The sequence below is a fragment of the Lutibacter citreus genome (assembly GCF_003260195.1).
Lineage (GTDB): Bacteria > Bacteroidota > Bacteroidia > Flavobacteriales > Flavobacteriaceae > Lutibacter > Lutibacter citreus.
The window spans coordinates 564860-589334 of record NZ_QEIH01000001.1; the positions used below are offsets into that span (position 1 = coordinate 564860).

Annotated in this window: 20 protein-coding genes; 11 read left to right on the forward strand and 9 right to left on the reverse strand. The window is 28.7% G+C overall.

The window, feature by feature from the left end; all coding sequences use genetic code 11:
* Positions 1-142: 142 nt before the first annotated feature.
* Genes DAD81_RS02220 through DAD81_RS02240 form a run of 5 tightly spaced genes read left to right on the forward strand, consistent with a single transcriptional unit; the run spans position 143 to position 6948 of the window.
* Positions 143-3880 carry a hypothetical protein gene (locus tag DAD81_RS02220; RefSeq protein ID WP_157961057.1) on the forward strand — a complete coding sequence of 1246 codons (3738 nt, stop codon included), beginning with the start codon at positions 143-145 and terminating at the stop codon, positions 3878-3880.
* 9 nt (positions 3881-3889) lie between these two features.
* Positions 3890-4822 (forward strand): zinc ribbon domain-containing protein, encoded by a 933-nt coding sequence (locus DAD81_RS02225; RefSeq protein ID WP_111706594.1) that lies wholly within the window; start codon positions 3890-3892, stop codon positions 4820-4822.
* 11 nt (positions 4823-4833) lie between these two features.
* Entirely contained in the window at positions 4834-5475 is a 642-nt protein-coding gene (locus tag DAD81_RS02230; RefSeq protein WP_111706595.1) for a zinc ribbon domain-containing protein, read from the forward strand.
* 5 nt (positions 5476-5480) lie between these two features.
* Positions 5481-6050 (forward strand): zinc-ribbon domain-containing protein, encoded by a 570-nt coding sequence (locus DAD81_RS02235; RefSeq protein ID WP_111706596.1) that lies wholly within the window; start codon positions 5481-5483, stop codon positions 6048-6050.
* 4 nt (positions 6051-6054) lie between these two features.
* Entirely contained in the window at positions 6055-6948 is an 894-nt protein-coding gene (locus DAD81_RS02240) for a zinc-ribbon domain-containing protein (protein ID WP_111706597.1), read from the forward strand.
* A 163-nt stretch (positions 6949-7111) separates the two neighbouring features.
* Here the strand turns inward: DAD81_RS02240 and DAD81_RS02245 are convergent, their stop codons facing one another.
* Positions 7112-8611, reverse strand: a complete 1500-nt coding sequence (locus DAD81_RS02245; RefSeq protein WP_111706598.1) for a TrkH family potassium uptake protein — start codon at positions 8609-8611, stop codon at positions 7112-7114.
* Positions 8612-8613: 2 nt separating this feature from the next.
* A complete protein-coding gene (gene trkA / locus DAD81_RS02250) occupies positions 8614-9957 on the reverse strand; it encodes a Trk system potassium transporter TrkA (protein WP_111706599.1) in 1344 nt (447 codons plus the stop codon).
* Positions 9958-10013: 56 nt separating this feature from the next.
* Between trkA and radC the strand changes: the two genes are divergently transcribed.
* From radC to DAD81_RS02265, 3 genes are read left to right on the forward strand one after another with little or no spacing between them, the layout of a single operon-like run.
* Complete coding sequence (gene radC / locus DAD81_RS02255) at positions 10014-10712, forward strand: RadC family protein (protein ID WP_111706600.1); 699 nt, start codon at positions 10014-10016, stop codon at positions 10710-10712.
* 26 nt (positions 10713-10738) lie between these two features.
* Positions 10739-12034 (forward strand): polysaccharide deacetylase family protein, encoded by a 1296-nt coding sequence (locus tag DAD81_RS02260; protein ID WP_111706601.1) that lies wholly within the window; start codon positions 10739-10741, stop codon positions 12032-12034.
* 3 nt (positions 12035-12037) lie between these two features.
* Entirely contained in the window at positions 12038-12901 is an 864-nt protein-coding gene (locus DAD81_RS02265; protein WP_111706602.1) for a hypothetical protein, read from the forward strand.
* On the opposite strand, the gene DAD81_RS21185 is transcribed toward DAD81_RS02265, so the two are convergent.
* Genes DAD81_RS21185 through DAD81_RS02285 form a run of 4 tightly spaced genes read right to left on the reverse strand, consistent with a single transcriptional unit; the run spans position 12902 to position 17605 of the window.
* A complete protein-coding gene (locus DAD81_RS21185) occupies positions 12902-13519 on the reverse strand; it encodes an acyltransferase (protein ID WP_111706603.1) in 618 nt (205 codons plus the stop codon).
* Between the two features lie 3 nt (positions 13520-13522).
* Positions 13523-15124, reverse strand: coding sequence for an asparagine synthetase B family protein (locus DAD81_RS02275; protein ID WP_111706604.1), 1602 nt, complete (start codon positions 15122-15124; stop codon positions 13523-13525).
* A 27-nt stretch (positions 15125-15151) separates the two neighbouring features.
* Positions 15152-16294 carry a CapA family protein gene (locus tag DAD81_RS02280; protein WP_111706605.1) on the reverse strand — a complete coding sequence of 381 codons (1143 nt, stop codon included), beginning with the start codon at positions 16292-16294 and terminating at the stop codon, positions 15152-15154.
* Between the two features lie 9 nt (positions 16295-16303).
* Positions 16304-17605: a lipopolysaccharide biosynthesis protein gene (locus DAD81_RS02285; RefSeq protein ID WP_111706606.1), complete on the reverse strand. Its 1302-nt coding sequence runs from the start codon at positions 17603-17605 to the stop codon at positions 16304-16306.
* Between the two features lie 94 nt (positions 17606-17699).
* On the opposite strand from DAD81_RS02285, the gene DAD81_RS02290 reads away from it, so the two are divergent.
* Together DAD81_RS02290 and DAD81_RS02295 are read left to right on the forward strand one after the other, a co-directional pair.
* A complete protein-coding gene (locus DAD81_RS02290; RefSeq protein WP_111706607.1) occupies positions 17700-18383 on the forward strand; it encodes a YjjG family noncanonical pyrimidine nucleotidase in 684 nt (227 codons plus the stop codon).
* A 10-nt stretch (positions 18384-18393) separates the two neighbouring features.
* A complete protein-coding gene (locus DAD81_RS02295; protein ID WP_111706608.1) occupies positions 18394-19275 on the forward strand; it encodes a hypothetical protein in 882 nt (293 codons plus the stop codon).
* A 180-nt stretch (positions 19276-19455) separates the two neighbouring features.
* Here the strand turns inward: DAD81_RS02295 and DAD81_RS02300 are convergent, their stop codons facing one another.
* Positions 19456-20730 (reverse strand): replication-associated recombination protein A, encoded by a 1275-nt coding sequence (locus DAD81_RS02300; RefSeq protein WP_111706609.1) that lies wholly within the window; start codon positions 20728-20730, stop codon positions 19456-19458.
* A 96-nt stretch (positions 20731-20826) separates the two neighbouring features.
* Here DAD81_RS02300 and DAD81_RS02305 point away from each other — a divergent pair, with 96 nt between their 5' ends.
* Positions 20827-21498 (forward strand): rhomboid family intramembrane serine protease, encoded by a 672-nt coding sequence (locus DAD81_RS02305; protein WP_111706610.1) that lies wholly within the window; start codon positions 20827-20829, stop codon positions 21496-21498.
* Positions 21499-21574: 76 nt separating this feature from the next.
* On the opposite strand, the gene rlmB is transcribed toward DAD81_RS02305, so the two are convergent.
* Together rlmB and DAD81_RS02315 are read right to left on the reverse strand one after the other, a co-directional pair.
* Positions 21575-22318: a 23S rRNA (guanosine(2251)-2'-O)-methyltransferase RlmB gene (gene rlmB / locus DAD81_RS02310; protein ID WP_111706611.1), complete on the reverse strand. Its 744-nt coding sequence runs from the start codon at positions 22316-22318 to the stop codon at positions 21575-21577.
* Between the two features lie 111 nt (positions 22319-22429).
* Positions 22430-24442, reverse strand: a complete 2013-nt coding sequence (locus DAD81_RS02315) for a hypothetical protein (RefSeq protein ID WP_111706612.1) — start codon at positions 24440-24442, stop codon at positions 22430-22432.
* Between the last annotated feature and the right edge of the window lie 33 nt (positions 24443-24475).

Here is a 24475-nt window from a genome sequence, read left to right on the forward strand (position 1 = left end):
ACATTAAACTATAATATTTAATTTTGTTGTTTCTCTTTGAAAATCAACAAACAAGTTGTAAATTTAAAGTACTACTAGTTAAAAAATCAATCGTAATTGGATTAGTAACCCCATTATTAATTGATTATTTAATTAGATGGTTATGAAAATATTCCAGATTTCTTCTTTATATTCAAATAGTAGTTTTTTTCATTCCTCGAAAAGGTGTTTTAAACTTTCTCTTCTATTATTTATTGGATTGTTTTTGGGTGTTAATTCTCTTTATGGGCAAAGCTGGGATAGATTTCCAACTGAATCAGAAATTAAACAAGTAAAAAACAAATACATAAGTAATCAAAAGAATATAATTAATAAAAAGAGTAGAGGAAGTGAGGGGTATACAGACGAAACTATAATAGAGAGTATTGAGTTCTCTTCACCCATTAAACATCATCGAAGAGACCTACTTGAAAAAACACGCCAACCTTATGAAGTTTCAGGATGTTCTAGATTTAATATCTCAGGACTTGTCTATGCTGTAAAGATTACTGAGAAACGAACAATAACTTACGATAATATACCTATATGGGGTAAAAATAGAGGAAAAAAAGATATTCATTACTACCATATGTTCGGCCAACCATATTTATCTTATGAATATGATACAGAAAGTTTTTATCTTAACGATGGTGGTTATTTTTTAGTTTCAAAATATCCTGATCCTGAAAATGTTTCTATTGGGCAGGCATATAATGACTTAAGAAATGAAATAATTAAGGGAGATATCGCACCTGGATTTGCACCAAAATTAGATATAATTTTAAATGAGAATAGTTCTCCTTCTTCAGAACAAGACCCTGCCTATCCAGATTCTGAAGATGATGAATTTCCTTGGGAAGTTATTATTGGTGGTGCAGCTTTAGGTGCAGCTATTGTTGCAATTAGAAAGCGGTTAAAAAAATCAAAGAATTCTAAAAAGAAAAGTGAAAAAGATGAAGAAAAAGCAGGTTACGTATTACAATTAAATAAAGAAGAGTTTTCTTTAAAACCAAACGAGTCAAAAACCTTAACAGCAAAAGTGTGGAAAATCACAGAAAAAGGAAAATCACTAGCCAATGCTACTATAAAAATTCAAAATTCAGAAAAAGCACTTAAGGTAATGCCTTTTAGTGCGGTTGGTACTCTTAATAGTCAATTATCTTTAAAAGACAAGCCTAAAGAAAATCAATTCTATATTACGGTTACTGCAAGTGTTGACGGACATTCCTATCAAAAACAAGTGCGGATAAACGCTGGAATGCAAAACCGCCTAATCATAGAAACCGCACCAGGTAATACACGGAGTTTGCGCCCCAATATAGACCAAAACCTAACTTGTTTTGCACAAGTAGTGGATGCAGATGATAATGATATTCCAGAATTAACAAAAAAAATAAAATTTGATAATTCAAAAGATCGATGGGTTGATTTATTAGATGAAGGGCCGTATTTTGATGAAGGTTGGGCTGCTATTCTTGTTGGGGCTTCTGACCCCAAAGGAGAATATGATATTTCACATCCTCCTAAATCGGTTACTTTAGATATTTATGTAGAATATAAAGAAGAAGAAAAAGATATACGTCTAGAAAATAATTTAGAAATACAATTACTAGATTGTATGCTGGAAACCAATTTAGAAGATATTACTTTTCCAGTTTCTGAAGAAAAATCTGAAGTTACTTGCAAAGCATTTATTGAAAACTGTGATGGTGAAATCCCTTGGAAATTTAAGGCAATTTATATGAAAGATTATGAAACTCCCGATAGCGAACCTTTAACAGAGATTGCTATTGAAGAAGTTTCTGAAACAAAAGTAAACATCACCTTAACAGGGCCTATTATAGAACCAAAAGAGGGAGAAAAATATCTGCGTAAACTATTCGTAATCTCTGCACAACAAAAAGAAGAAAAACCATTGGAAAGACATATTTACGTAATGGTTACAAAAGAAGGACTTTTTATTGAAAGTGGAGTAACTAAGAATAACGAAATCACATTTCTTGCCAAAGGAGATTTTAAAGACAAATTAGAATTTTCATTAAACTGGTATAATCCAGAAACAGATCAAATGGAGGTAGATAAAAAAGCCCTACAAAATCTAAGTTTCGAATTGGTTAGTGATAATAAAGTCGAAAAAAATATAAATACAGTATTAGAACCAAAGCTCTATTTTGAAAAATTTATTACCACTATGCACCATGGATATTATAGTATAGAAGTTCCTAATAAATTTCCGGGATTTGGTGATGTCTATAATCTTAAATATCTGGTAAAAGCACCTGTTTCTAATACAGAAAATCCAAAAGCTTTTGAACAGATTATAACACTAAAAGTTCAATCGTACGGCATGGGTGATAAATTTCCAGCTTGGGAAAAAGCCTATAATGATTGTAAGACTACTATTTATGATTACTTCAAAGATTCTAAAGAAAGAAATAAACTTCTCGATATGCTCGAGCGGAACAAGGATAAGTTTGATGTTGAAGGAATGGTTGCTTTCCGAAAAAAGATTTGGTTAATCGCTCACGATTTAATGATAAATGAAGCTGAAAAATACATTTCTGAAGCTAATTCTTATGATGCAATAATTGATACTCTAGAGTGGGTTGTTTGGATGGGTGATATTGCATTTCAAGTTGTTGTCTCTACTTATCTGGGGCCTTTCACAGGTTTTGGAGCAAGTACCTTTAAAGAAATTACACTTACAGGATATGGAATGGTTATAGAAGGAAAATCTGTAGATGATTTTATTGATGCACAAATATCAAGTTTTAAAGAAGTTCTTTTCAGTGTTGCCAAAGGGGGTGTTATAAATACTCGAAATATTGAAAAAATTTATAAAGGAAATAAGATAAAAGTTTGGGCAATATATGCTGTAGCAACATTTGCAATATCTTACGGAAGAACAAAATCAATACCAGAAGCTGCAAAAATGACGGCAAGACAATTAAGAGATGAACTTATAATAGTTTTCTTAAATGGTCAAGTACAAAAAGGACAAGCTAGATTAAAAGCAGAGAATGAAAAAAAGGTTGATGCTAAAAATAATCCAAAAGATAAAACTACTGTTAAAGATCAGAAAGGAACCAAAGATTACGTAAAGGATCCAAATCCACCAGATGTGAGTGGTTATACAAGTAGTAGTATAAAATCCATACAACGAGTAGCAAACAAATTTAAAGCAAGAATAATAACAAGACCTACTACTGGGGCTGCCAGAAGATTATTGAATTCAGGTGAGGCGGTACCTAAAAAAATGTTTGTAAAAAACAAAACAATTAATGCTTTGGATACTTTTTTGGGTGCTTCAAAGAAAAATATAGGAAAGGTTGGAAGTTTCAAGCCAAAACTTTCAAGGCAACAGATAAAGAAATTACCTAAAGCGATGCGCCGAGAAATTGTTAAAAGATATAGACAAAGAAGTGCAGAGTATACAGATCAGGCTCAACATATTATTGAAAATTATGACAAACTTTATGTTAAAAAAGGAGTTGTTTATGACAGATTAACGGGTAAACCATTTACAGGTGATATTGATGTATTTGATATAAGAGGTGCTAACGGACAAAAATTACCTCCGGAAAGGATTAATAAAATAATTAATGAATTAAGAAAATCAAATGTTAAAACTAATATTGAACATGGGGCACATGTAGAATGGGATTGGAGAAGTATAAAAGATCCAAACGATAGAAGAATTGCAAAAGAAATCTACGAAAAAATAATAGGAACTCATACCATGGATGGGGATAAATCTATAGCACAAAATGTTAGTAAAAAAGGTAAAAAAGAGTCTTTAGTTCAATTTGATCCAGGGACTTCTAAAGGTGTGAAAATTAAAAGTGTATTGTACAAAGGATAATTACTATATATGAAGACTGAAAAAATCACAATTGAAGAAAGAAATAAAATTATTGCAACAATCTTTCAACTCAGAAAAAAAATGGAAGAGTTTTCCTTTGAAATGGAAAACAATTCTGATGATGAGATTGTACAAGAGTATTTAATGAAGAAGCTTGATAAAACAGCAACTGAGCTCGAAGAAGTAGAGAGTCAATATATACAGGGGTTAGTTTATAAAATAATATCGCGTTGTCCTTTTTCTAATGAACCTTTTGGACTTTCTATTGATACTTTTGGATTGGATGGTCCCTGGTGGGTTTCTGAACAACCTGTAAGAGGAATTGAAGAAGAGATCAAGACCTTTTTTGCAATAACAGGAAGTATTTCGATTCTCGATGAACTTCCCGAAGTCTCATTTTCCATGAAACCTGGGCCAGCAGTACCCTGGGTTTCTCCAAGACTTTTAAATGATGAAAATATTATTGCTGTTTTATCTCATATTAAGATTGGAATCTATGATGCTTACCCTATCGTTTACTATTCAAAAGATAAAACTTTAGAAATAGAACGAATTAATACTTGGGGAACTAATGAATATTTGGCTGAGGACATTGATGGATTAGCTGTTATGGGCAGTACTTTTGATGATGAAGAGGAATATGATTTTGATATTGCTTCCTGGATTAAAAAAGGAAAATTAAAATGGATCTCTATTGATGATGAATCCTTAGAACTTCATAATACAATTGCAGATTGTCCATATTTAGATCTTTCTGGTTATCATTATCCAGTTCATATTCAGAATAAAATTTCAACAAATTGTATGATTATTTTAGAATATGATGATGACGATATTAATAATGATGAGATGGAAAAAAGGCCAAAATTCTGTGCTAACTGCGGAACTCCAGTAATAAAAGATTCTAAATTTTGTGCAAATTGTGGTAATAAATTAAACTAAAATATAAAGCTATGGCATACTGTACTAATTGTGGAACTGATAATAAAAATAATTCTAAATTCTGTCCAAATTGTGGAATGGAAATAACAGTAGATTCTGATAAGAACAAAAGAAGACCACCTCCAAAAAGAAAAATGCAAAAAGGTGTGGTAAAAAGCTTAGAAGATAGTGTGAAAAACACAATTGGGAATAAGGCTAAAGCATTTGTAGGAGATGAAGCTAAAAATATTATTGAAGAAGGGTTTTCTAAATCTAACAATAATGCATCTAAATCTCAAATTGATATAGAAAATGAAGGTAGAAATTTAGAAAAAACGGGAAGATCTACGAAAGGTCAAAAATGGATGCTTTTTTATATTGTTGTGAATGTACTTCTTGTACTTTTTAATTCTGGAAGCAATGAAATTACCGGGATTCTTATTTTTTCGGCAATAGTTGGGGCTATTTATTTTTTCCGTAAGAAAAAGGAAAAACCTTTTAATATAATCGCAAAGATAGTTTTGGTGTTACAAGCAATTCTTGCTTTTTCATATTTAATGCAATTGATTGAATTTATAGGCTCGGATGTTTTTTACTTAATTGTTATTGTGTGTTTAGTGTTGTTAATTATTATAAATGTGAAACTTATTATTAGTGGTAACAAAAAAAGTTAGTTATTATGGAATCAAATAATTGTCCAAATTGTGGAACTAAAATCCAAGGAAAAACAAAATTTTGCACCAATTGTGGTGCTTCACTAAAAAGCAGTAACAATCAAAATAATGCTAAAAAAAATGCAGAAGTAAATCTTGTTGAAGAAAGTTTAAACCAACCAAATAAAGGAAAGAGACTTTCAATAGCATTCTTAGGTATAGTTGTTTTAACGGTACTGTTTTTTATTGGAAAATCTTTTTTAAAGGATGTAGATTCCTCAGAAAAGCCATTTTCACCAATTGAGCAGTTAACAAAATTAGAAGGTAAATGGTATGATCCCGCTGGAATTATTTTAGAAGAAAAAGAAGCCGTAATTATTTTAACTAGAAAAGACAATATTGTTGTAGGAAAAGATGAAAATGGTTTGTTCGAAGCCAAAATAACTCCATTTGGTTCAAATAATTATCAAGCAATAGTTCACTTAAGGGGTGTAAAAGGTGATTTTGCATTACATTTTTATGAGGAAGAAAACAAATTGGTGTTTTTTAGCACCTTAACAAAAAGCAGTTGGAATATTAAAAAACTAAAGAAATAAACTTATGAAGTTTTGTAAAAATTGTGGACAAGAATTAGACGAAAACTCAAAATTTTGCAACAATTGTGGTGAGAAGGTTAAAAATATTAAGAAAAATAAGGAAACACCTAAACCAATAGAGCAAAAATTAGATAAGCAAAATTATGTTGATATAAATAAAAGCGAGATAAATAAAATAAATCAGGTAATTAAGCTACAAAACAATCAAACATCCATTGTTAAAAAATCTTGGTATGCTGCTGGTTTTTTTGCATTTGTGGTAGTAGTGGCAATTATGGATTTTGATAGTTTACCAATTCATCCAGCTATTGTAATGCTTTCAATATTCTTTTGTTTATCAGCTATAGTAATTGGGTTTATGTTTAGAAGTAGAGAAAAAAAATTACAATCTTTAATATCTGGTGAAAAATTATTAGCTGCTTGGACTTTATCTGATTTAGAAAAAAGAAACTATGTTAATTTCTTATTTGAAAACGAAAAGTCAAAAAATAAAGGTATTCTGTTAGTAATTTCATTTCTTTCAGTTATAATTTTTGGAATATTTATTTTAGTTATTGATGAAGGAAAATTAGCCATGTTTTTTGTCTTAATTGGTCTCATTGTCTTTTTATCATTTTTTGCCTTCGGAATGCCATTTTATTATAAAAATAGGAATCTGAAAAATGATGGAAAAATATTAATAGGAAAAAAATTCGTATATATAAATGGTTTTTTTCATAATTGGGATTTTCCACTTTCAGGAATTAAAAAAGTTAAGATTATAAAAGAACCGTTTTATGGTTTATATATAAAGTATTATTATACAGATAGGACTTTTACAAATACTGAAGAATTGAATATTCCAGCTTCAGAATGGATAGACTTATCTCCGTTAGCAGCAGCGTTAAACAAAAAGTAGTTCAATAAAAAATAAAAGGGCTTATTCATTAAAAATTTGATAAATCAAAAGATGATATTATTTTTTGTAACACATGTAGTTTTATGCATAAAATAGAAGAACACATTTTTAAAAATTGTGTGTGCTCTTTATTGAAATAAAAATAAATAGTTGGTATTTATAATTAACATTTCTTCCAGAAAAATGGTGTAAATAATATTAAAACGGTAAACAATTCTAATCTACCAATTAGCATTAAAAAAGAACAAGTCCATTTAGCCGGAATTGATAAATGTGAAAAATTATCAACAGGACTTACCGTTCCAACTGCCGGACCAATATTACCTAGTGATGATGCTGCAGCTCCCATTGCAGAAATAAAATCTAGACCGAAAATTGCTAAAATTATTGAGCTAACTATAAATATTCCCATATACAATACAAAAAAGGAAAGTATGTTAAATACAATATTTTGTTGTACACGAGCACCATCATAACGCAATGGTAAAATTGCATTAGGGTGTAGTAATTTTTTAAACTCTAAAATACTATTTTTTATAATTACAATATGTCTTACAATTTTAACACCTCCACTGGTAGAACCTGCAGAACCTCCTATAAAAAATAATGAAAACATTAGTATTGTACCAATGGAACTCCACATTGTAAAATCAGCAGAAACAAAACCTGTTGTTGTAAGTACTGAAACTACTTGAAAAGATGCGTGCCTAAAAGCACTTTCAACTTTTCCCCAAGGTTCTGGATGATGAATAGTTGTTACTAAATTTGGATCTCTATAATTTAAAATTATTACAGTAAGTACTAAGGTAAAACCAATAACACCAAAAAAGTAATATCTAAATTCTTCACTTTTAAAAACTTTTTGAATTTTACCTTTTAATGCAAAATAAGTAAGCACAAAATTAGCTCCAGCAATAAACATAAATATTGTTATTATGTATTGAATTATTGGGAAATTATTATAATATGCTACACTTGCATTTTTAGTAGAGAAACCACCTGTGCTCATAGTTGCCATTGCATGGTTAATGGCATCAAACCAAGTCATACCTGCAAATTTCAGTAGAAAAAATTCAGTAAATGTTAATGAAAAATAGATTAACCAAAGCCTTTTGGCTGTTTCAGTAATTCTTGGGTGCATTTTATCTGCACTTGGTCCTGGAGCTTCAGCCATAAATAACTGCATACCTCCAATACCTAATAAAGGTAATATGGCAACTGTTAAAACAATAATTCCCATTCCACCAATCCAATGGGTTGCACTTCGCCAAAATAATATTCCTTTTGGCATAGATTCTATGTCTGTTAATATAGAGGATCCAGTAGTTGAATATCCTGAGATAGTTTCAAAAAAGGCATCGGTGAATTGAGGGATTGTATTAGTGAAAGTGTATGGTAAAGCACCCGTAAAAGAGAGCATTAACCATCCTAAGGTTACAATAATATAACCTTCTTTTTTTCCTAAGTTTTTTTTAGCATTTCTATTAGTAAACCAAAGAGAAAAGCCTAATACTATAGTTGTTATACCAGCGTATAAAATTCCCCATTTAGATTCTTCATCATAGTAAATACTAAAAGGCACAGCAATTAGCATAAACAATCCGTTAAGCATAGATATTAAACCTAAGAAACTAATTATAATTTTAATGTTAAGTTGTTTCATTATTAATTAAATAATTTTTCAACTTTATGAATAGCTTCAGGTAAACAGAATACAACTGCTTTGTCTCCAGCTTTTATTTGAAAATCTCCAAAAGTCATATGGGCAACACCACTTCTGATAACGCCACCAAAAACAGCTTTTTTAGTAATTCTTATATTTCTCACAACATTTTTAGTAACAGGAGAATTTTCTTTTACTAAAAACTCTAAAACTTCAGCATCAACATTATGTAAGTTGGCCAGTTTTAAAACTTCACCTTTTCTTACATGTTTAAAAATAGCACTTGCGGCTAATAATTTTTTATTTATTAAAGTATCAATACCAATTGTTTGCGAAATATTTATGTAGTCCATATTTTCAACTAAAGCTATTGTTTTTTTAACACCTTTAGATTTGGCAACTAAACAGGACATTATGTTAGTTTCAGAATTTCCTGTAACAGCAATGAAAGCATCCATTTCGGCAATATTTTCTTCTTCTAATAGCTCAACATTTCTTCCATCTCCTTTTATTACGAGAACATTTGGAATTTTTTCAGCAACTTCAAAAGCTTTGTCTTTATTAATTTCAATAAGTTTAATATTAAAGTTGCTACAAAGGTTTCTGGCTGCTTTTACACCAATTTTTCCACCGCCTAAAATCATAACGTCTTTAACTCCAAATTGGGTTTTACCCATTAAGGTGTATAACTCTTTTATGCTTTCTTTTGGGGCTGAAAAGTAAATTTGATCATTTGCCTGATATACAGTGTTTCCTCGAGGAATTATAGTTTCGTCGCTATTTTCTGGTTTAATAGCAATAGTTATAAATTGTATATTTGAAAATCTTTCTCGGGCTTCTTGAACCGTTAAATTAATTAGCGGGGAATTGTAATCTAAAGTGCTTCCTAATATATTTAGTGTTCCATTTTCAAACTGAATGGTATCATTAAATGCAGATTGGTTTAAGAGCATTTTAATTTCATCAGATGCTAATTCACCTGGAGAAATCATAAAATCTATTCCAATTTCAGAAAAATCAATATCAGAATTTTGACTAAATTCGTGATTAGAAATTCTGGCAATTGTTTTTTTTGCTCCTAATTTTTTTGCTAAAACTGAAATTGTAAAATTAGTGTTTTGAGACTCTGTTACCGCTAAAAAAATATCAGCTTGAGCAATACCAACTTCTTTTAAAAGTTTAATAGAAGTTGCATCTCCTTTTTTAGTGATAACATCAATATGACTACTGGCGTATTCTAATTTTTCAGTATCAGAATCTATTAAATAGATATCCTGAGATTCGAATGAAAGTAATTTGGCTAAATGAAATCCAACATCACCTGCACCAGCAATAATAATTTTCATATACTTAATATATTTACAACAAAGATATTACTCTTATCTTTGAAAAAAAAATTGATATGGAATATAGTAAGAAAACCCTTTCGATAAAATCGTGGGCAGAAGATGATAGGCCCCGTGAAAAATTATTACTTAAAGGAAAGGCTTCATTATCAGATGCTGAATTAATAGCTATTTTAATTGGGTCGGGGAGTAGAAATGAAACAGCTGTAGATTTGGCTAAGAAAATTTTAAATTCAATAGAAAATAATTTAAATAGGTTAGGGAAATTATCAGTTTCAGAATTACAAAAATTTAAAGGAATTGGTGAAGCAAAAGCAATTTCAATAATAACAGCTTTAGAACTAGGGAGAAGAAGAAGGTTGGAAGAAGCACTAGAGGTACCAAAAATAAAAAGTAGTAAAACAGTGTTTAATTTAATGCAACCAATAATTGGTGAATTACAACATGAAGAATTTTGGATAGTTTTTTTGAATAATTCTAATAAGGTTTTATTAAAGTACCAGATGAGTAAAGGTGGTTTAACAGGCACTTTGGTTGATGTTAGATTGGTTTTTAAAAAAGCAATTGAACTGTATGCAACAGCTATTATATTATGTCACAATCATCCTTCAGGGAAATTGCAACCCAGCAATGCAGACAAAATGATAACAAACAAATTAAAACAAGCAGGAGAAACACTTGATGTTAAAGTATTAGATCATATAATTATAACCGAAAATGCGTACTTTAGCTTTGCAGATGAAAGTTTAATATAATTAGACCAATATTTATAAAAAAATAAATGTTATTAGTTTATACACAGAAAATTACACCCAGAATTAATTTTATATTTAAGCATATTTTTGTTAGAATATTACAAATACGCGTAAAGTTCTCAACAAAGGTTGATGAGTTTGTGGCACATAATGGGCCAAAAATCACTTATGCAAAAAGTCCGCTGGCTTCAGAGTTTTTTATTAGAAGCCATGATTTATTATTTGAACAAGGTATTAATGATGTAGATATTAATATTTCTAATTGGGATGAAACTCCTTGTTTTTTTCCAGCAGGGGAGGCTTCAAGTGTTCCTTATGATTTATTTGCAGCAAGTTTTTATTTAATTAGTAGGTATGAGGAATATTTACCTCACGTACAAGATCAGCATGAACGATTTCCAGCAAATGAAAGTTTAGCATTTAAAAATGGTTTTTTAGAAAAGCCTGTTATTGATATATGGGCGAGAAAATTTTTGGAAAAATTGAAAGAGAAATTTCCAAATTATGAAATTAAAAGTAGAGAGTTTGATTTAATCTCAACCATTGATGTTGATATGGCTTTTGCCTACAAACATAAGGGAGTTGTAAGATCCATAGGAGGTTATATTAATGATCTGGTGCATTTAAGATTTGTTAATCTATGGCATCATTTATTATCTAATTTAAATTTAAGAAAAGATCCTTATAATACATTTTCGGAAATATTAAATATTAAAAAGAATTATAAAATAAACACGTTATTTTTCTTTTTGATTAGTGATTTTTCAACCTATGATAAAAATATTTCTTCTAACTCCACTAAGTTTATTTCTTTAATAAAATCTGTAGCCGATTATGCCAAAGTAGGATTAAAACCATCTTATTTTGCTGTTAAAAATGAAGAAAAGTTAAAAAAGGAAAAACATAGATTGGAAGGAATTATAAATACTCCTGTAACATTTTCGCGCCAACATTATATAAGATTAATTATTCCTGAAACTTATCAAAATTTAATTGATTTGGATATTGAAGAAGATTATTCAATGGGATATGCTAAACATGTTGGTTTTAGAGCAAGTACATGTTCTCCTTATTATTTTTATGATTTAGATTTTGAAATTCAAACTCCGTTAAAGTTGTTTCCATTCGCAATAATGGATATGGCTCTTAAAGATGGAATGAAACTTTCAAATACGGAAAGTTTACAGAAAATTATAGAAATTAAAAATGAAATTAAAAAAGTAAATGGAACATTTATAAGTGTTTTTCATAATGATACCTTAAGTGAAAATGATAAATGGAAAGGTTGGAGTGAGATTTACAAGAAAATGTTGATAGAATAATAAATGATTCAATATTTAAAAAGAAAAGAGATTGATATTCAAAAATATAATGCTTGTATTGAAAATTCAATTAATAGCAGAATTTACGCATATAGTTGGTATTTAGATTGTGTTGCAGATAATTGGGACGTATTAATATTGAATGATTATGAGGCCGTAATGCCTATGCCTTGGCGACAAAAATATTTTATTAAGTATATATATCCACCAGCTTGGACACAGCAATTAGGGATTTTTTCAAGCCGAAAATTAAATTCTGATTTAATTCGAGATTTTATTAACTCTATTCCTAAAAAGTTTAAAAAAGTTACTATTCAGTTTAATGCTGAGAATGATTTAAGTTTGTTTAAAGTAGAAAATCGAACAAATTATATATTGCCTTTAAATAAATCGTATGAAGATATTTATAAAGGATTTAATACAAATAGGAAACGTATTTTAAAAAGTGTTGAAAAATCCAATTTTCGAATAGAAAAAAGAATAAATAAAGATGTTTTTTTGAAGTATTATTTGGAGTCTAATAAAAATTATAAATTACATCCTAGTCAGTTAAAGACACTCAATAAATTATTAAACTCAAACAATCCAAGTATTAAATTATGGGGAGTTTTAAAGGATGGCAATTTAATAACGGGATTGCTGTGGTTAAAAGAGAAAAAGCAAATTACCTATTTGTTGCCATTTTCAAATCAGGAAGGTAAAGGTTTGGGGATTCCAACTTTGCTCGTAAATGAATTGATGATTCAATTTTCTGGGAGTATGGTAAAATTGGATTTTGAAGGCTCGATGATAAATGGTGTTGCCGGTTTTTATAAAAGTTTTGGAGGGGAGTTTGAAAAGTATTTTGGTTTTCAAAAAATGTTTTAATTATTTCAAGAAATCTGAATAAATTTTTGGAATTTCTTTATTAAATATTATTGTAGAAAAATCTTCGAGATAGGCATCCTTTATTTTTATAACCTTGCATGGATTACCAACAGCAATACAATTAGAAGGGATATCTTTAATAACTATACTTCCCGCTCCAATTACAACATTATCTCCAATGTGAACACTAGGAAGTATTACACTGTTAGCTCCAACAAAAACATTATCACCAATAATTATTGGACTCGTTTTATCGTGTTCTGAGTGGTTTTTATGTGAATGAATTGATGATATTATTTTAGTTCCTGCTCCAAAACCAACATTAGAGCCAATTATAATACCATTATTAGCTTGTATGTAAATACTTGGATTGTCACCTGGATCACAAATAATACCTTTTGTAATGTTTTCGGGCGAACTAATTTTTGATGTGAAGTGCACAGGCCATTTAACTGAACCATTTAATCGAAATAATTTTTGAGGAATTAAATAATGGAAAAATAAAATATAGTATTTCTGATATCCATATTTTGGACGGTAATATTCTGGATATACTAAATTTACGATCCAGCCAAATAAGAGGAAATCAATTCTATTTAACAAAGTTGTTTTTCTCATATTTTATTTTTTAATGAAGTTTTTAGCAAAGTTAAGATACCAATGAATATTTACTTCGTTATACGATTTAATATTTGTATTGTAATGAATGCCATTCTCTTTTATAGATTTAATCATTTCATTGGTGATAGCTTGAGAATTTAGCCAGTCATTTTTACGTAAAAAATATTTTATTAAAGTTTTAGGAAAGATTAGTTTAATTATTTTTTTAATTTTTTGTAAATATATTTTAAAATATGTTGGTTGTATTTCATTCTCAAAATTTATTTTATATAGATTAAAATAATAGTTTTTTAATACGTCATCATATAAAAGCTTCATTTTTTTATATTTTGGTGGCACATCTTTAAAAAATAACAGTAGTTCCTTATCCCAATAAGGAAATCTGTGTTCGTAGCCAAAAAATGTATATCCTCCAGAAGCTTTAAAAATTATTTTTGTAATTTTTTCTTTTATATCAAAATCTTCAAAAACTGATGATGGTTCCTTATTAAAATAATTATTGTCAAATTCGAGAAGTAATTGTTCGATGCTTTTTTTTATCGCTTTTTTAGATTTATGTGAGATTTTATTATGATTAAATTTTTCTTTTAAAACTAAGTTGGAAATTTCAAAAGATTTTAAATTTTCTGGAATAACTTTTAAAAATTGACTTCCGCCTAATAAATCACCTGAATGACCTGGTATAAAAATTGAATCATCTGGAATAAGGTTGTTTTCCGAAAGATATTTTACTGCAAAAAAATCTTGTAAAGAAGGCATTGAAATATATTTGCAAGTGTAATGAGCAAATTCTTTAAATTTTTCTGATTTAATATAGTTCTCAAGAAGTTGATTTGTATATTCAATAAAAACCCATTTAAAATTTAAAGTTTCCGCAACTTTTTTAGAATTTTCAATTTCAATATTGTTTTTTTTGCCATATGTATAGCAAATAACATTTTTATAATTATGCTTTCTTAACATTAAGGCAATTAAGCGAGAATCGTAACCACCACTTAAAGGAATAACCACGGTTCTGCTATTTAATGAGACAATTAAACGATTAAATGCATTTTCAAAAGCCTCAATGGCTAGTTTCCTTAATTCATAATATTCAGAATTGTTAAACTTTTTAGTAGCATAGGAAAAGAAAAATCCTTTCTTATTAATTCTATTGTTTTCAAAAATTATATATTCATTTGATTGAAGAGTGTAAATGTTTTTTAAAAGTGTTTTATTGCCGGTTGTAAAACCAGAAGATAAGAATTCATTTGACGATTTTTCATCAACTTCTTTAAGATTAAATTTCTCTTTTAAATATTCTATATCATCACAAATATTTAATTCAGTATTCTTAAAAGTATAAAATAAAGGAAATATTCTTGTTGTATCTGAAGCAATAAATATTTGATGATTTAGTTTAATTAAGACGGTGAAAATTCCGTTAATATTTTTTATTCTCTTTATAAATTGCTCACTATTTTCAATATTTATAAAAAAGGATACTAATTTTTCCTTCTCATAATAATTATTTTTAGAATCGAAAAAACTACCTTTTATACAAATATTCTGGTTAGAATACCATTGGAAACCTTTATTATTTTTTAAAATTGACGTATGCATAGGAATAAAAAGTTAAAGCGTATTAATTTACCTATTAAATAGTAGCTGAAAAAATTTATTATTTAATTTCAATTTATGTATAATAGCACTAATATAGAGTGTTCTATAGTTATTACTTAGTAGAATACTTATTGCTTTTGAATAGAATTTACTCGAAAAAATAAGTTGTAAAAGAGATTTTTCTTGCAATGGGATAGACCGTTCAATAGAAATATTTTCTTTTTGAGGAATTAGGTTAAACCTAAATAGAACTCTATAAGCTTCAGCTCTCCATTTTTGTTTATAATTATTAAAATCACAAAGTGTATCAAAATAATTATTAAAATCGGTTTTGTTAAGATCTTTGATGTTCCCTTTTTTACTATAAAAAGGAACCAAATCGAAATGGAATTTATTTTTTGAAAAATAAAATTTCAATAAAAATCCTTTATCGGTGTACTTATAGGGATAATGTGTTGGTATATCAAAAATAAAATTACCTAAAGAATAAAATATGTATTTTCCACGATATTTTTCATAAGCTTGTAAAGTATGAGAATGATGACAGATTACAATATCAACACCTTCAATTCTAGATATTTTTTTAAGGAATCTGCGTTTAGTAGGTGAAGGATAATTTGTAAATTCTTCACCTCCATGATAATTTATGATTATGTAATCCGTGTTACTTATTAATTTAGAAATATTTTTTTTTAAAATATTTAAATGTTTGGTAGTGCAAATTTTAAAAGTTTCATTTTTGCAATTCACACTTGGAACAGTTAAACCAACAAGTGCTATTCTTATATCTTCACTTTGTAATACACAAGTTTTTGTTGCTGAAGCTAAATTGTTTCCAGCCCCAAAATATTTACAATTATTATGATTTATAGTTTTAATAGTATCAATTAAACCATTTGATTTACAATCAAGAATATGATTATTGGCTAAATTAAAGACATTTAAATTTCTTGCGGATAAATAATCTATTGATTTTTTAGGACTATTAAATTTTACATTTGTTGATTCTTTAGGATTTATATCAGTTATAGGCCCTTCTAAATTGGCTATTACATAATCACTGTTGTTTAATTCGGTCAAAATTTTAGAAGAAAATATTTCTTCATTATTTTCTATTTTTTCAACAAATGAGCCTGTTATGCTCAGATCTCCAGTAAATGTTAAAACCATAATTTATATTTATTTATAAACTTTTTTTTGTTGAAGATTGCTATGTTTTGTAATTTTTAAAAAATATATAAAAACAAATAAGTTAAATAAGACTCCTACTCCTGAAAAAAACATTAGTGAAATTTTAATATCATTAAATATTGTAAATCCTAAATATAATGCTAAAAAACGTGCAATAAGTAAAATTATCCCGTAAACTAAAAATGTTTTTTGTTTGTTTAAAATTTCTATTAGAGACGATATAGGTGAATTTAAAAACATAATAAATAACCATGGTAATAAAATTCGAACATATATTCCAGCTTCATTCCAATTATTACCAAAAATAAAATCTAAAAAATAAGAAATAATAAAAACAGGAACAAATATTAAGAGAGCAACAATAAAAAGCTTTTTTTGCATTACTTTTAATAATTGATGTAGGTCACCATCATTATTATATAATCTACTAGCTTCATTAAAAAAAACTAAACTAATTGATTGTCCAACTATTCCAGGTAGTGTTTTAGAAATTTTAACTGTTAAGCCATATAAACCTGACGTGCCAAACCCGAAATATTTTGATATAAGAATTACAGGTAATTCATTTGATAAACTATTTGTAAAGGTTAGAATGGTGTTAAAAACAGGGATATCTTTATATTTAAAAACAAGGTAGAACATTCTTTTGATTGATATATGATCTTTTAAACTTATTAGGCTTTTTAAAGAGAATTTTGTTAAAATAATTACGTTTAAAAATTGTCCGACCAACAATCCAGGAATTAAGCCAATCGATTTAAAACTACTAAAACCTGTTAATAACTGAGATGAACTCATTGTTGCGGATTTTGAAATAGTGCCTATGGTGATATTTTTAAAGGTGTTTTTTCTATTGTTCCAATATTCTAAGGCTGAAATATTTCCAAGTAAAAATACACTTAACGGAATTAAGTAAATAAAATTTGATAATTGTTCTATGTTTAGGAATAATGCTAAATTGTTTTTAAAAAAAAATACAATAAACAATAATAGAATACTAAAAATAAATATCATTAAAATGTTTAGCGCAAATATATTTACGGCATCTTTATCTCTCTTAGGTAAAATAATAGCCAATTCAAGATTAAGTGTAGCAAGTGTTTTTAATAGTATTACAGTTGAAGTAAATAAAGTGTAAATACCAAATGCTTCTTTTGAAAATAATCTTGTTAAGAAAGGAATTGAAAACAAAATAATTGATTGCCCAATTACAGAACCAGTTAAGAGGGTTAGGAAGTTTTTTAAAAATTTATTTTTTAGTTTTTCCTCAAAATAAGAACGTATTTGCATTTATTTTTTAGAATCTGATTATTTGGTTAATTAAATATGCATTTTTATGTAATGTTAAAAACCATTTTTATTACTTTGTTCAAATATATAATAAATGAAACATATTAACCACATCTTTTTCGATTTAGATCATACCCTTTGGGATTTTGAAACTAATTCAGATTTAGCATTCAAGTCTATTTTTAAAAAACATAATGTAACTATAAGTTTTGAAAAGTTTATAAATTACTACCAAGGTGTAAATCAAAGATATTGGAAACTTTATAGAGAAGAAAAGGTCTCAAAGGAAGAATTACGCTATGGAAGACTGAAAGACACCTTCAAAATAATAAAGGTTGAAGTTGATGATGAATTGATTGATGTTTTAGCTGTTGATTATATCGATTATTTACCATTGAATAATTTTTTGTTCGATGGTACGTTTGAAATTCTAGATTATTTGCAACCAAATTATAAAATGCATATAATTACGAACGGGTTTGAAGAAGTACAGAACAGAAAGATAATAAATTCAGGGTTGGGTAAATATTTTAGCAATATTATAACTTCAGAGGAAGTAGGTGTGAAAAAACCAAATCCTAGAGTTTTTGAATATGCATTAAACAAGGCAAATGCACTTTCTAGTGAATCAATAATGATTGGTGATAATTGGGAGGCAGATATTATGGGCGCAAAAAATGTTGGCTTAGATGTTATTTTTTGTAATTTTAACAATCAGCCCATTTCTGAAAATTTCAAATCGGTAAATAATTTAAACGAAATTAAAAAATACTTATAACATATATCAAATGAGAAAATCAATTTTAACAATATCATTTTTATTAATAACAATATCAGCATTGTTTGCTCAAAAAACCATTAATAATTACAAATACATTTTGGTTCCAAAGCAATTTGAATTTCAAAATGAAGAAGATAGCTATCAAGTGAATTCACTAACAAAATTTTTATTTGAAAGAGCTGGGTTTACAGCATTGTTTACAGATGAAACATATCCAGAAGATTTAGCAAGAGATAGATGTCTTGCATTAAAAGCAAAAGTTAAAACTATACCTTCATTTTTAGCAACCAAAATTACTATAGAATTAGTAGATTGCAATAATCGTGTGGTTATTGTTACTAAAGAAGCAAAAACAAAAGAGAAGGACTTTAAGAAAGCGTATCATTCTGTAATTAGAACAGCTTTTGAGGATATTGAAAATTTAAATTATTCATATGAACCAACTACAAATATATCTGAAAAAGTATTTGCAGTAAAAGCGGAACAACCACAAAAGGTGGAACAAGTAGTTGCTAAAGAGTTACCAATAGTTAAAGAGGAGATTGTAAAAAAAGAGGTTTCTAAACCTATTGCAACTAAAGAAAAAGCTAAAACTTCTGTTGAAAATAAAATAAAAACTATAAATAAGGTTGTTAGTAATAATGTTACCGGAGCCTTTTTATTTGATAATTGGGGAAAAAGTGTAATTACTGAAAAAAATAATGCTTACTCAGTAATTGGAGGTGATGAAAATTTACAATTTGCTACAATTTACAAAACATCAAAACCAACAATTTATATTATAAAATGGGCTGCTTTTAAACAGCCTCAGTTATTAGAAGTAATTAACAACGGGAATCTAAAAATAGATATTAATAATGGTTCTAAAATTTATAAAAGGGTAGATTAATAATTACGTTGTGCTTGAACTGGTTTCAGCATTTTATAATTACTTTTAACTAATATGATGAGACCCTGAATCAAGTTCAGTGTGACGGATTTAACTTGAATTTCTGACTGAAGTGAAACGAAATAAAGAATACTAGATTTACTAACACCTAAGATTCTACGTTATCACTCAGAATGACAATTAATAATTGTATTTATTCTTCCACCGTTTTTTAAGAAAGTCTCTTAAATTATTTTCTCTAGGATTATTACCTGGTTTAAAAAATTGAGTATTTTGTATTTCTTTTGGTAAAAATTCTTGCTCAACAAAGTTATCATCGTAGCTATGGGCATATTTATATTCTTTTCCATAATTAAGCTCCTTCATTAATTTTGTAGGGGCATTTCGCAAATGTAATGGAACGGATAAATCACCAGTTTCACGAACCATTTGTTGCGCCATTCCAATAGCTTCGTAACTCGCATTGCTTTTTGGTGAACTTGCTAAATACACAGCACACTGACTTAAAATGATGCGTGATTCAGGAAAGCCAATAGTATTTACAGCTTGGAAGGTGTTGTTTGCCATAATTAAGGCTGTAGGGTTTGCATTTCCGATATCTTCTGAAGCTAAAATTAAAAGTCTACGAGCAATAAATTTAGCGTCTTCACCACCTTCAATCATTCTTGCAAGCCAATAAACAGCGCCATTTGGATCACTTCCTCTAATAGATTTAATAAAAGCAGAAACAATATCATAATGTTGCTCACCAGTTTTATCGTATAAAACGGTATTTTTTTGAATTTTTGATAAAACCATTTCATTAGTTATAACAATAGGTTCATCTTCAGAATTAACAACCAATTCAAAAATATTCAATAATTTTCTAGCATCTCCTCCAGAAACTCTTAATAAAGCTTCTGTTTCTTTAATTTCAATCTTTTTCTTTGAAATGAATTCATCTTTACTTTGAGCCCTTTTTAGCAACTCTTCTAAATCATTTTTACTGAAGGAATTTAAAATGTAAACCTGACAACGTGAAAGTAGGGCAGGAATTACTTCAAAACTAGGGTTTTCTGTAGTTGCTCCAATTAAAGTTACCCAACCTTTTTCTACAGCTCCTAATAAAGAATCTTGTTGAGATTTACTAAATCTATGAATTTCATCAATAAATAGAATGGGATTTTTTTCAGTAAATAAACCACCACTTTGTTTTGCTTTATTAATAATGTCTCTTACATCCTTAACGCCTGAACTTATAGCACTTAACGTGTAAAAAGGTCGTTTAGATTCTTTTGAAATTATATTAGCCAAAGTGGTTTTACCAATACCAGGAGGCCCCCATAATATTAGAGAAGGAATAAATCCTCTTTTAATATGTTGAGTTAATGCGCCATTTTTTCCAACTAAATGTTGCTGACTAATATAGTCTTCTAAAGTTTTTGGGCGAATTCTTTCTGCTAATGGTTCATTCATGGAGTAAAAATAATAAATAAATGAAAGGAACTTTAAAGGAACTGTCATTATTTCCTTTTTAAGTTTTTGGGTGTATATTTGATATACAATAAAACTATGGATCAACAGAATTTTAAATATAATAGGGGAGTAGTCTCAATTCCTGTTTTTATAATAATATTAATGTGGCTGGTTTATTTTATTGAAATTAAATTTGGTTATAATTTTAATAAATATGGAGTCTATCCAAGATCTTTGGTGGGGTTAAGAGGTATTTTATTTTCTCCATTTATACATGGAGATGCTAAACATTTATTTAATAATTCAGTTCCATTATTAGTAATGATGGGGAGTTTATTCTTTTTTTATAAAAAGATAGCCTTTAAAATTCTTATTTATGGAGGGATTTTAACAGGTTTAATAACCTGGGTAATAGCAAGACCTTCTTATCATATAGGAGCTAGTGGAATTGTGTATTTATTGGTGAGTTTTGTCTTTTTTAGCGGTATAATTAGGAAATACTATAGATTAACGGCACTTTCTTTTGTTGTAGTTTTTCTGTATGGAAGTATAATTTGGTATATATTTCCTACTGAAGAAAGAATTTCCTGGGAAGGTCATTTAGCTGGTTTTATAACAGGAATTTTATTTGCAGTTATATATCGAAAAATGGGGCCTCAACAGAAAAAGTTTGAATATACTAAAAATGAAGAGTTTGAAAGCTATTTTGATGAAGATGGTAATTTTAATCCTCCAGAAGAAGAACCTGAATCTATAGAAGAAATTTAGATTTTTAAATAAAAAAAAGGTGTAAAACTAATTTAATAGTTTTACACCTTTTTTTATTTGTAGTGAGATTATTAAATTATAATAATCTTTGTCTTGTTGCTTCGTATAAAATAGCTCCACAAGCCACACCAACATTTAGAGATTCTATATCTCCTAATAAAGGAAGTTTAGCTTTTACGTCAACTATTTTTAAAATAGAAGGATTAATACCTCTATCTTCAGAACCCATAATTAATGCTGTAGGTAAAGTAAAATCAACACTATAAACAAGATTATCTGTTTTTTCAGTAGCCGCTACAATTTGTATCTCAGCAGCTTGAAATTGAAAAATTGCATCTTTTATATGATCAACTTTACAAATAGGTAATTTAAATGCTGCTCCTGCTGAAGTTTTTATAGTATCAGCGCTAACGGGTGCGTTACCTTGTTTTTGAATAATTATTCCATCAACTCCTGTACATTCAGCAGTTCTAATAATAGCTCCAAAATTTCGAACATCTGAAACTTGATCTAATAATAGAAATAATGGTGCCTTTGTTTTTTCTAAAGAAGAAGTAATAAGTGCATCTAAATCTGCAAATTCAATTGCTGAGGTTTGTGCAACAACTCCTTGATGATTCCCGTTTTTAGATAACCTGTTTAGTTTTTCTATAGGAACAAAACTCGTAGAAATTTTATTTCTTTTTATAAGTATATTCAATTCTGAAAGTAAAGGGCTACTTAAACCTTTTTGTAAGTATACCTTGCTAATTGATTTACCTGAATCTATAGCCTCTATTACAGCTCTTAAACCAAATATTTTTGAAACTTCGTTTTCCATTTTGCAAATGTACTAAATTTTGTTGCCTACATTACAATATTATGTAACACAAGTATATAAAAAAACCTGCAATGTTAATTGCAGGTTTTTTATTAAATATTATAAACTTAATTAAGGTCTAACTTCTTTTGTTTGCACTTTGAAATCATCAAAATAAATTGTTCCTTCTCCTGGGTTTATTTGAATAAACATGTATTGAGAAACATCTGAACCTGGAGTATAATCATAAGTTACATCAAACCATGCATCTTTAGGGTTATCGTTATAAAAAGTTACTGGTTTTAACTGAGTTTTAGGAACCATTGTGTAAACTTTATCAGCTGTCATTGTATTCCCTGAAACAATATATTGTTTGTAAGTAATAGAATAAGTTACACCAGCTTTTAGATCAGCAGGACTTAACAAGTTATTGGCTCTTGCTCTTTCAGCACCAACTGTAGCCATTTTAAGACTATAAGTTCCATTAGCAGCTTGCTCTGTTGAATACTCAACAGTCCCTCCTGCATTAGCTGCATCAGCTACCCAAGAAGATCCTTCCGCATCTTCCATTCCACCTTCTCCAAATAAGTTTACATCATGCATTACCACTGTTTTAGCAATGAATGCATTAATTATTCCAGTTCCAACATTGGCAATAGTACCAGAGCCATCATATGAAGCAGTAATTACATCAGGTCTGTAAATTTGCTCAACCAATTTAACATCTAATACTTTAGCGTCACTAACATTAATACTAATTGAAGCAATATCAAATGATGTTCCATTTACTAAAATTTCAAATCCAACAGTTGGATCAGTTAATGATGTAGGATCAAATGCTGAGTCAAAAGGAATTTGTATTGTTTGATCCTCTAATTCAACAATATCTCCTTGTTGAACCACTGGTTGTGGAACATAAACATCAATTGGTAAATTATCAAATGCTTCTAGTGGACGTTCGTCAAAAGATCTAAGGTCTGCATTAGCACCATCATATGAAATAGTAACTATTTTTGATGCATCACTAGGAACAATAGGGTCTACTAAAGCTATAAATAATCGTGTACCGTTACTATTTCTAGATACAGACTCAATAGTTTTTGCAATTCCATCAACTTCTACAGTAAAATTACCAGCAACATTTTCTGTTAATGGTCTTATTCTATGACTTAAGTCTATTTGAATTAAATCTGCATCAGATTCTACAACATCTCCTAAATATGTTAAAGGTTCATTTAAAGGTACAACGGTAAATACAGTAGGAATATCATAAATATTATCACTTGCTTTTAATCGTTCCGTTCTTGCTCTTGATGCTTTTAATTCAACTTGATATTCACCAAGGTCATCAAACGTAATAGTATCTACTATTCTATCTGTTAATTCAACTCTAGTTGTAGTTTGGTTAAAAACATTTGTTTGTTGTGTTGTATCACTTTCAAGAGTGTGCATACGCCATTTAGCAGTTTCAGGGCGTCCAATATTTTCATTATCAGGTCTTAATCCACTCATATCTTCGAAAATTAATTTATCTCCAAAAGTTACGGTAACAGCATCTGTGTTTTGATGGTCAAGAATTGTTCCATCCATATATCTTACTTCAGGAACCGCAACTACAGTATCGTAAACATCAATTAAGAATGTATAATCAGCGATCCATTTACCATCGATATTCACAGTTTTAATAGTGTCTGGTACATCTCTTTGAATTCCAGGTGTGTTGTCGTAATATAAATTAAAGATAAAAGAAGTGGAATCATTAAAAATACCATAGTATCTTATTTCGGAAAGCGAATCTCCTTCTTTCCATAATACACTAATTGTTTTATCATTAGATGTAGTTTCTCCAGGATTTTGAATATAGGCATCGTGATTGTCTAAATTATTAGGAACTGGCCCCTTTAAAAAGAAAGCACTTGATGGAATTGTCCATTCAACGAATTCAGCTCCCGCTGATAGATCACTAATGGAATAGAATCGATTTACCTCCGACACTCTGTCTGAGGAAGCACCCGTTGTCCAAGTAAACGACAAATCTGTAAAAGATCCAGGAGCTACATATTCATCATCATCACAACTAATAAATAGTAGTGTTATAAGCGACAATGAAAACATTGTTTTTATTAGTTTATTTATGTTTTTCATAATTTAATATTTTAGTTTAAACTTTCAGGTTTT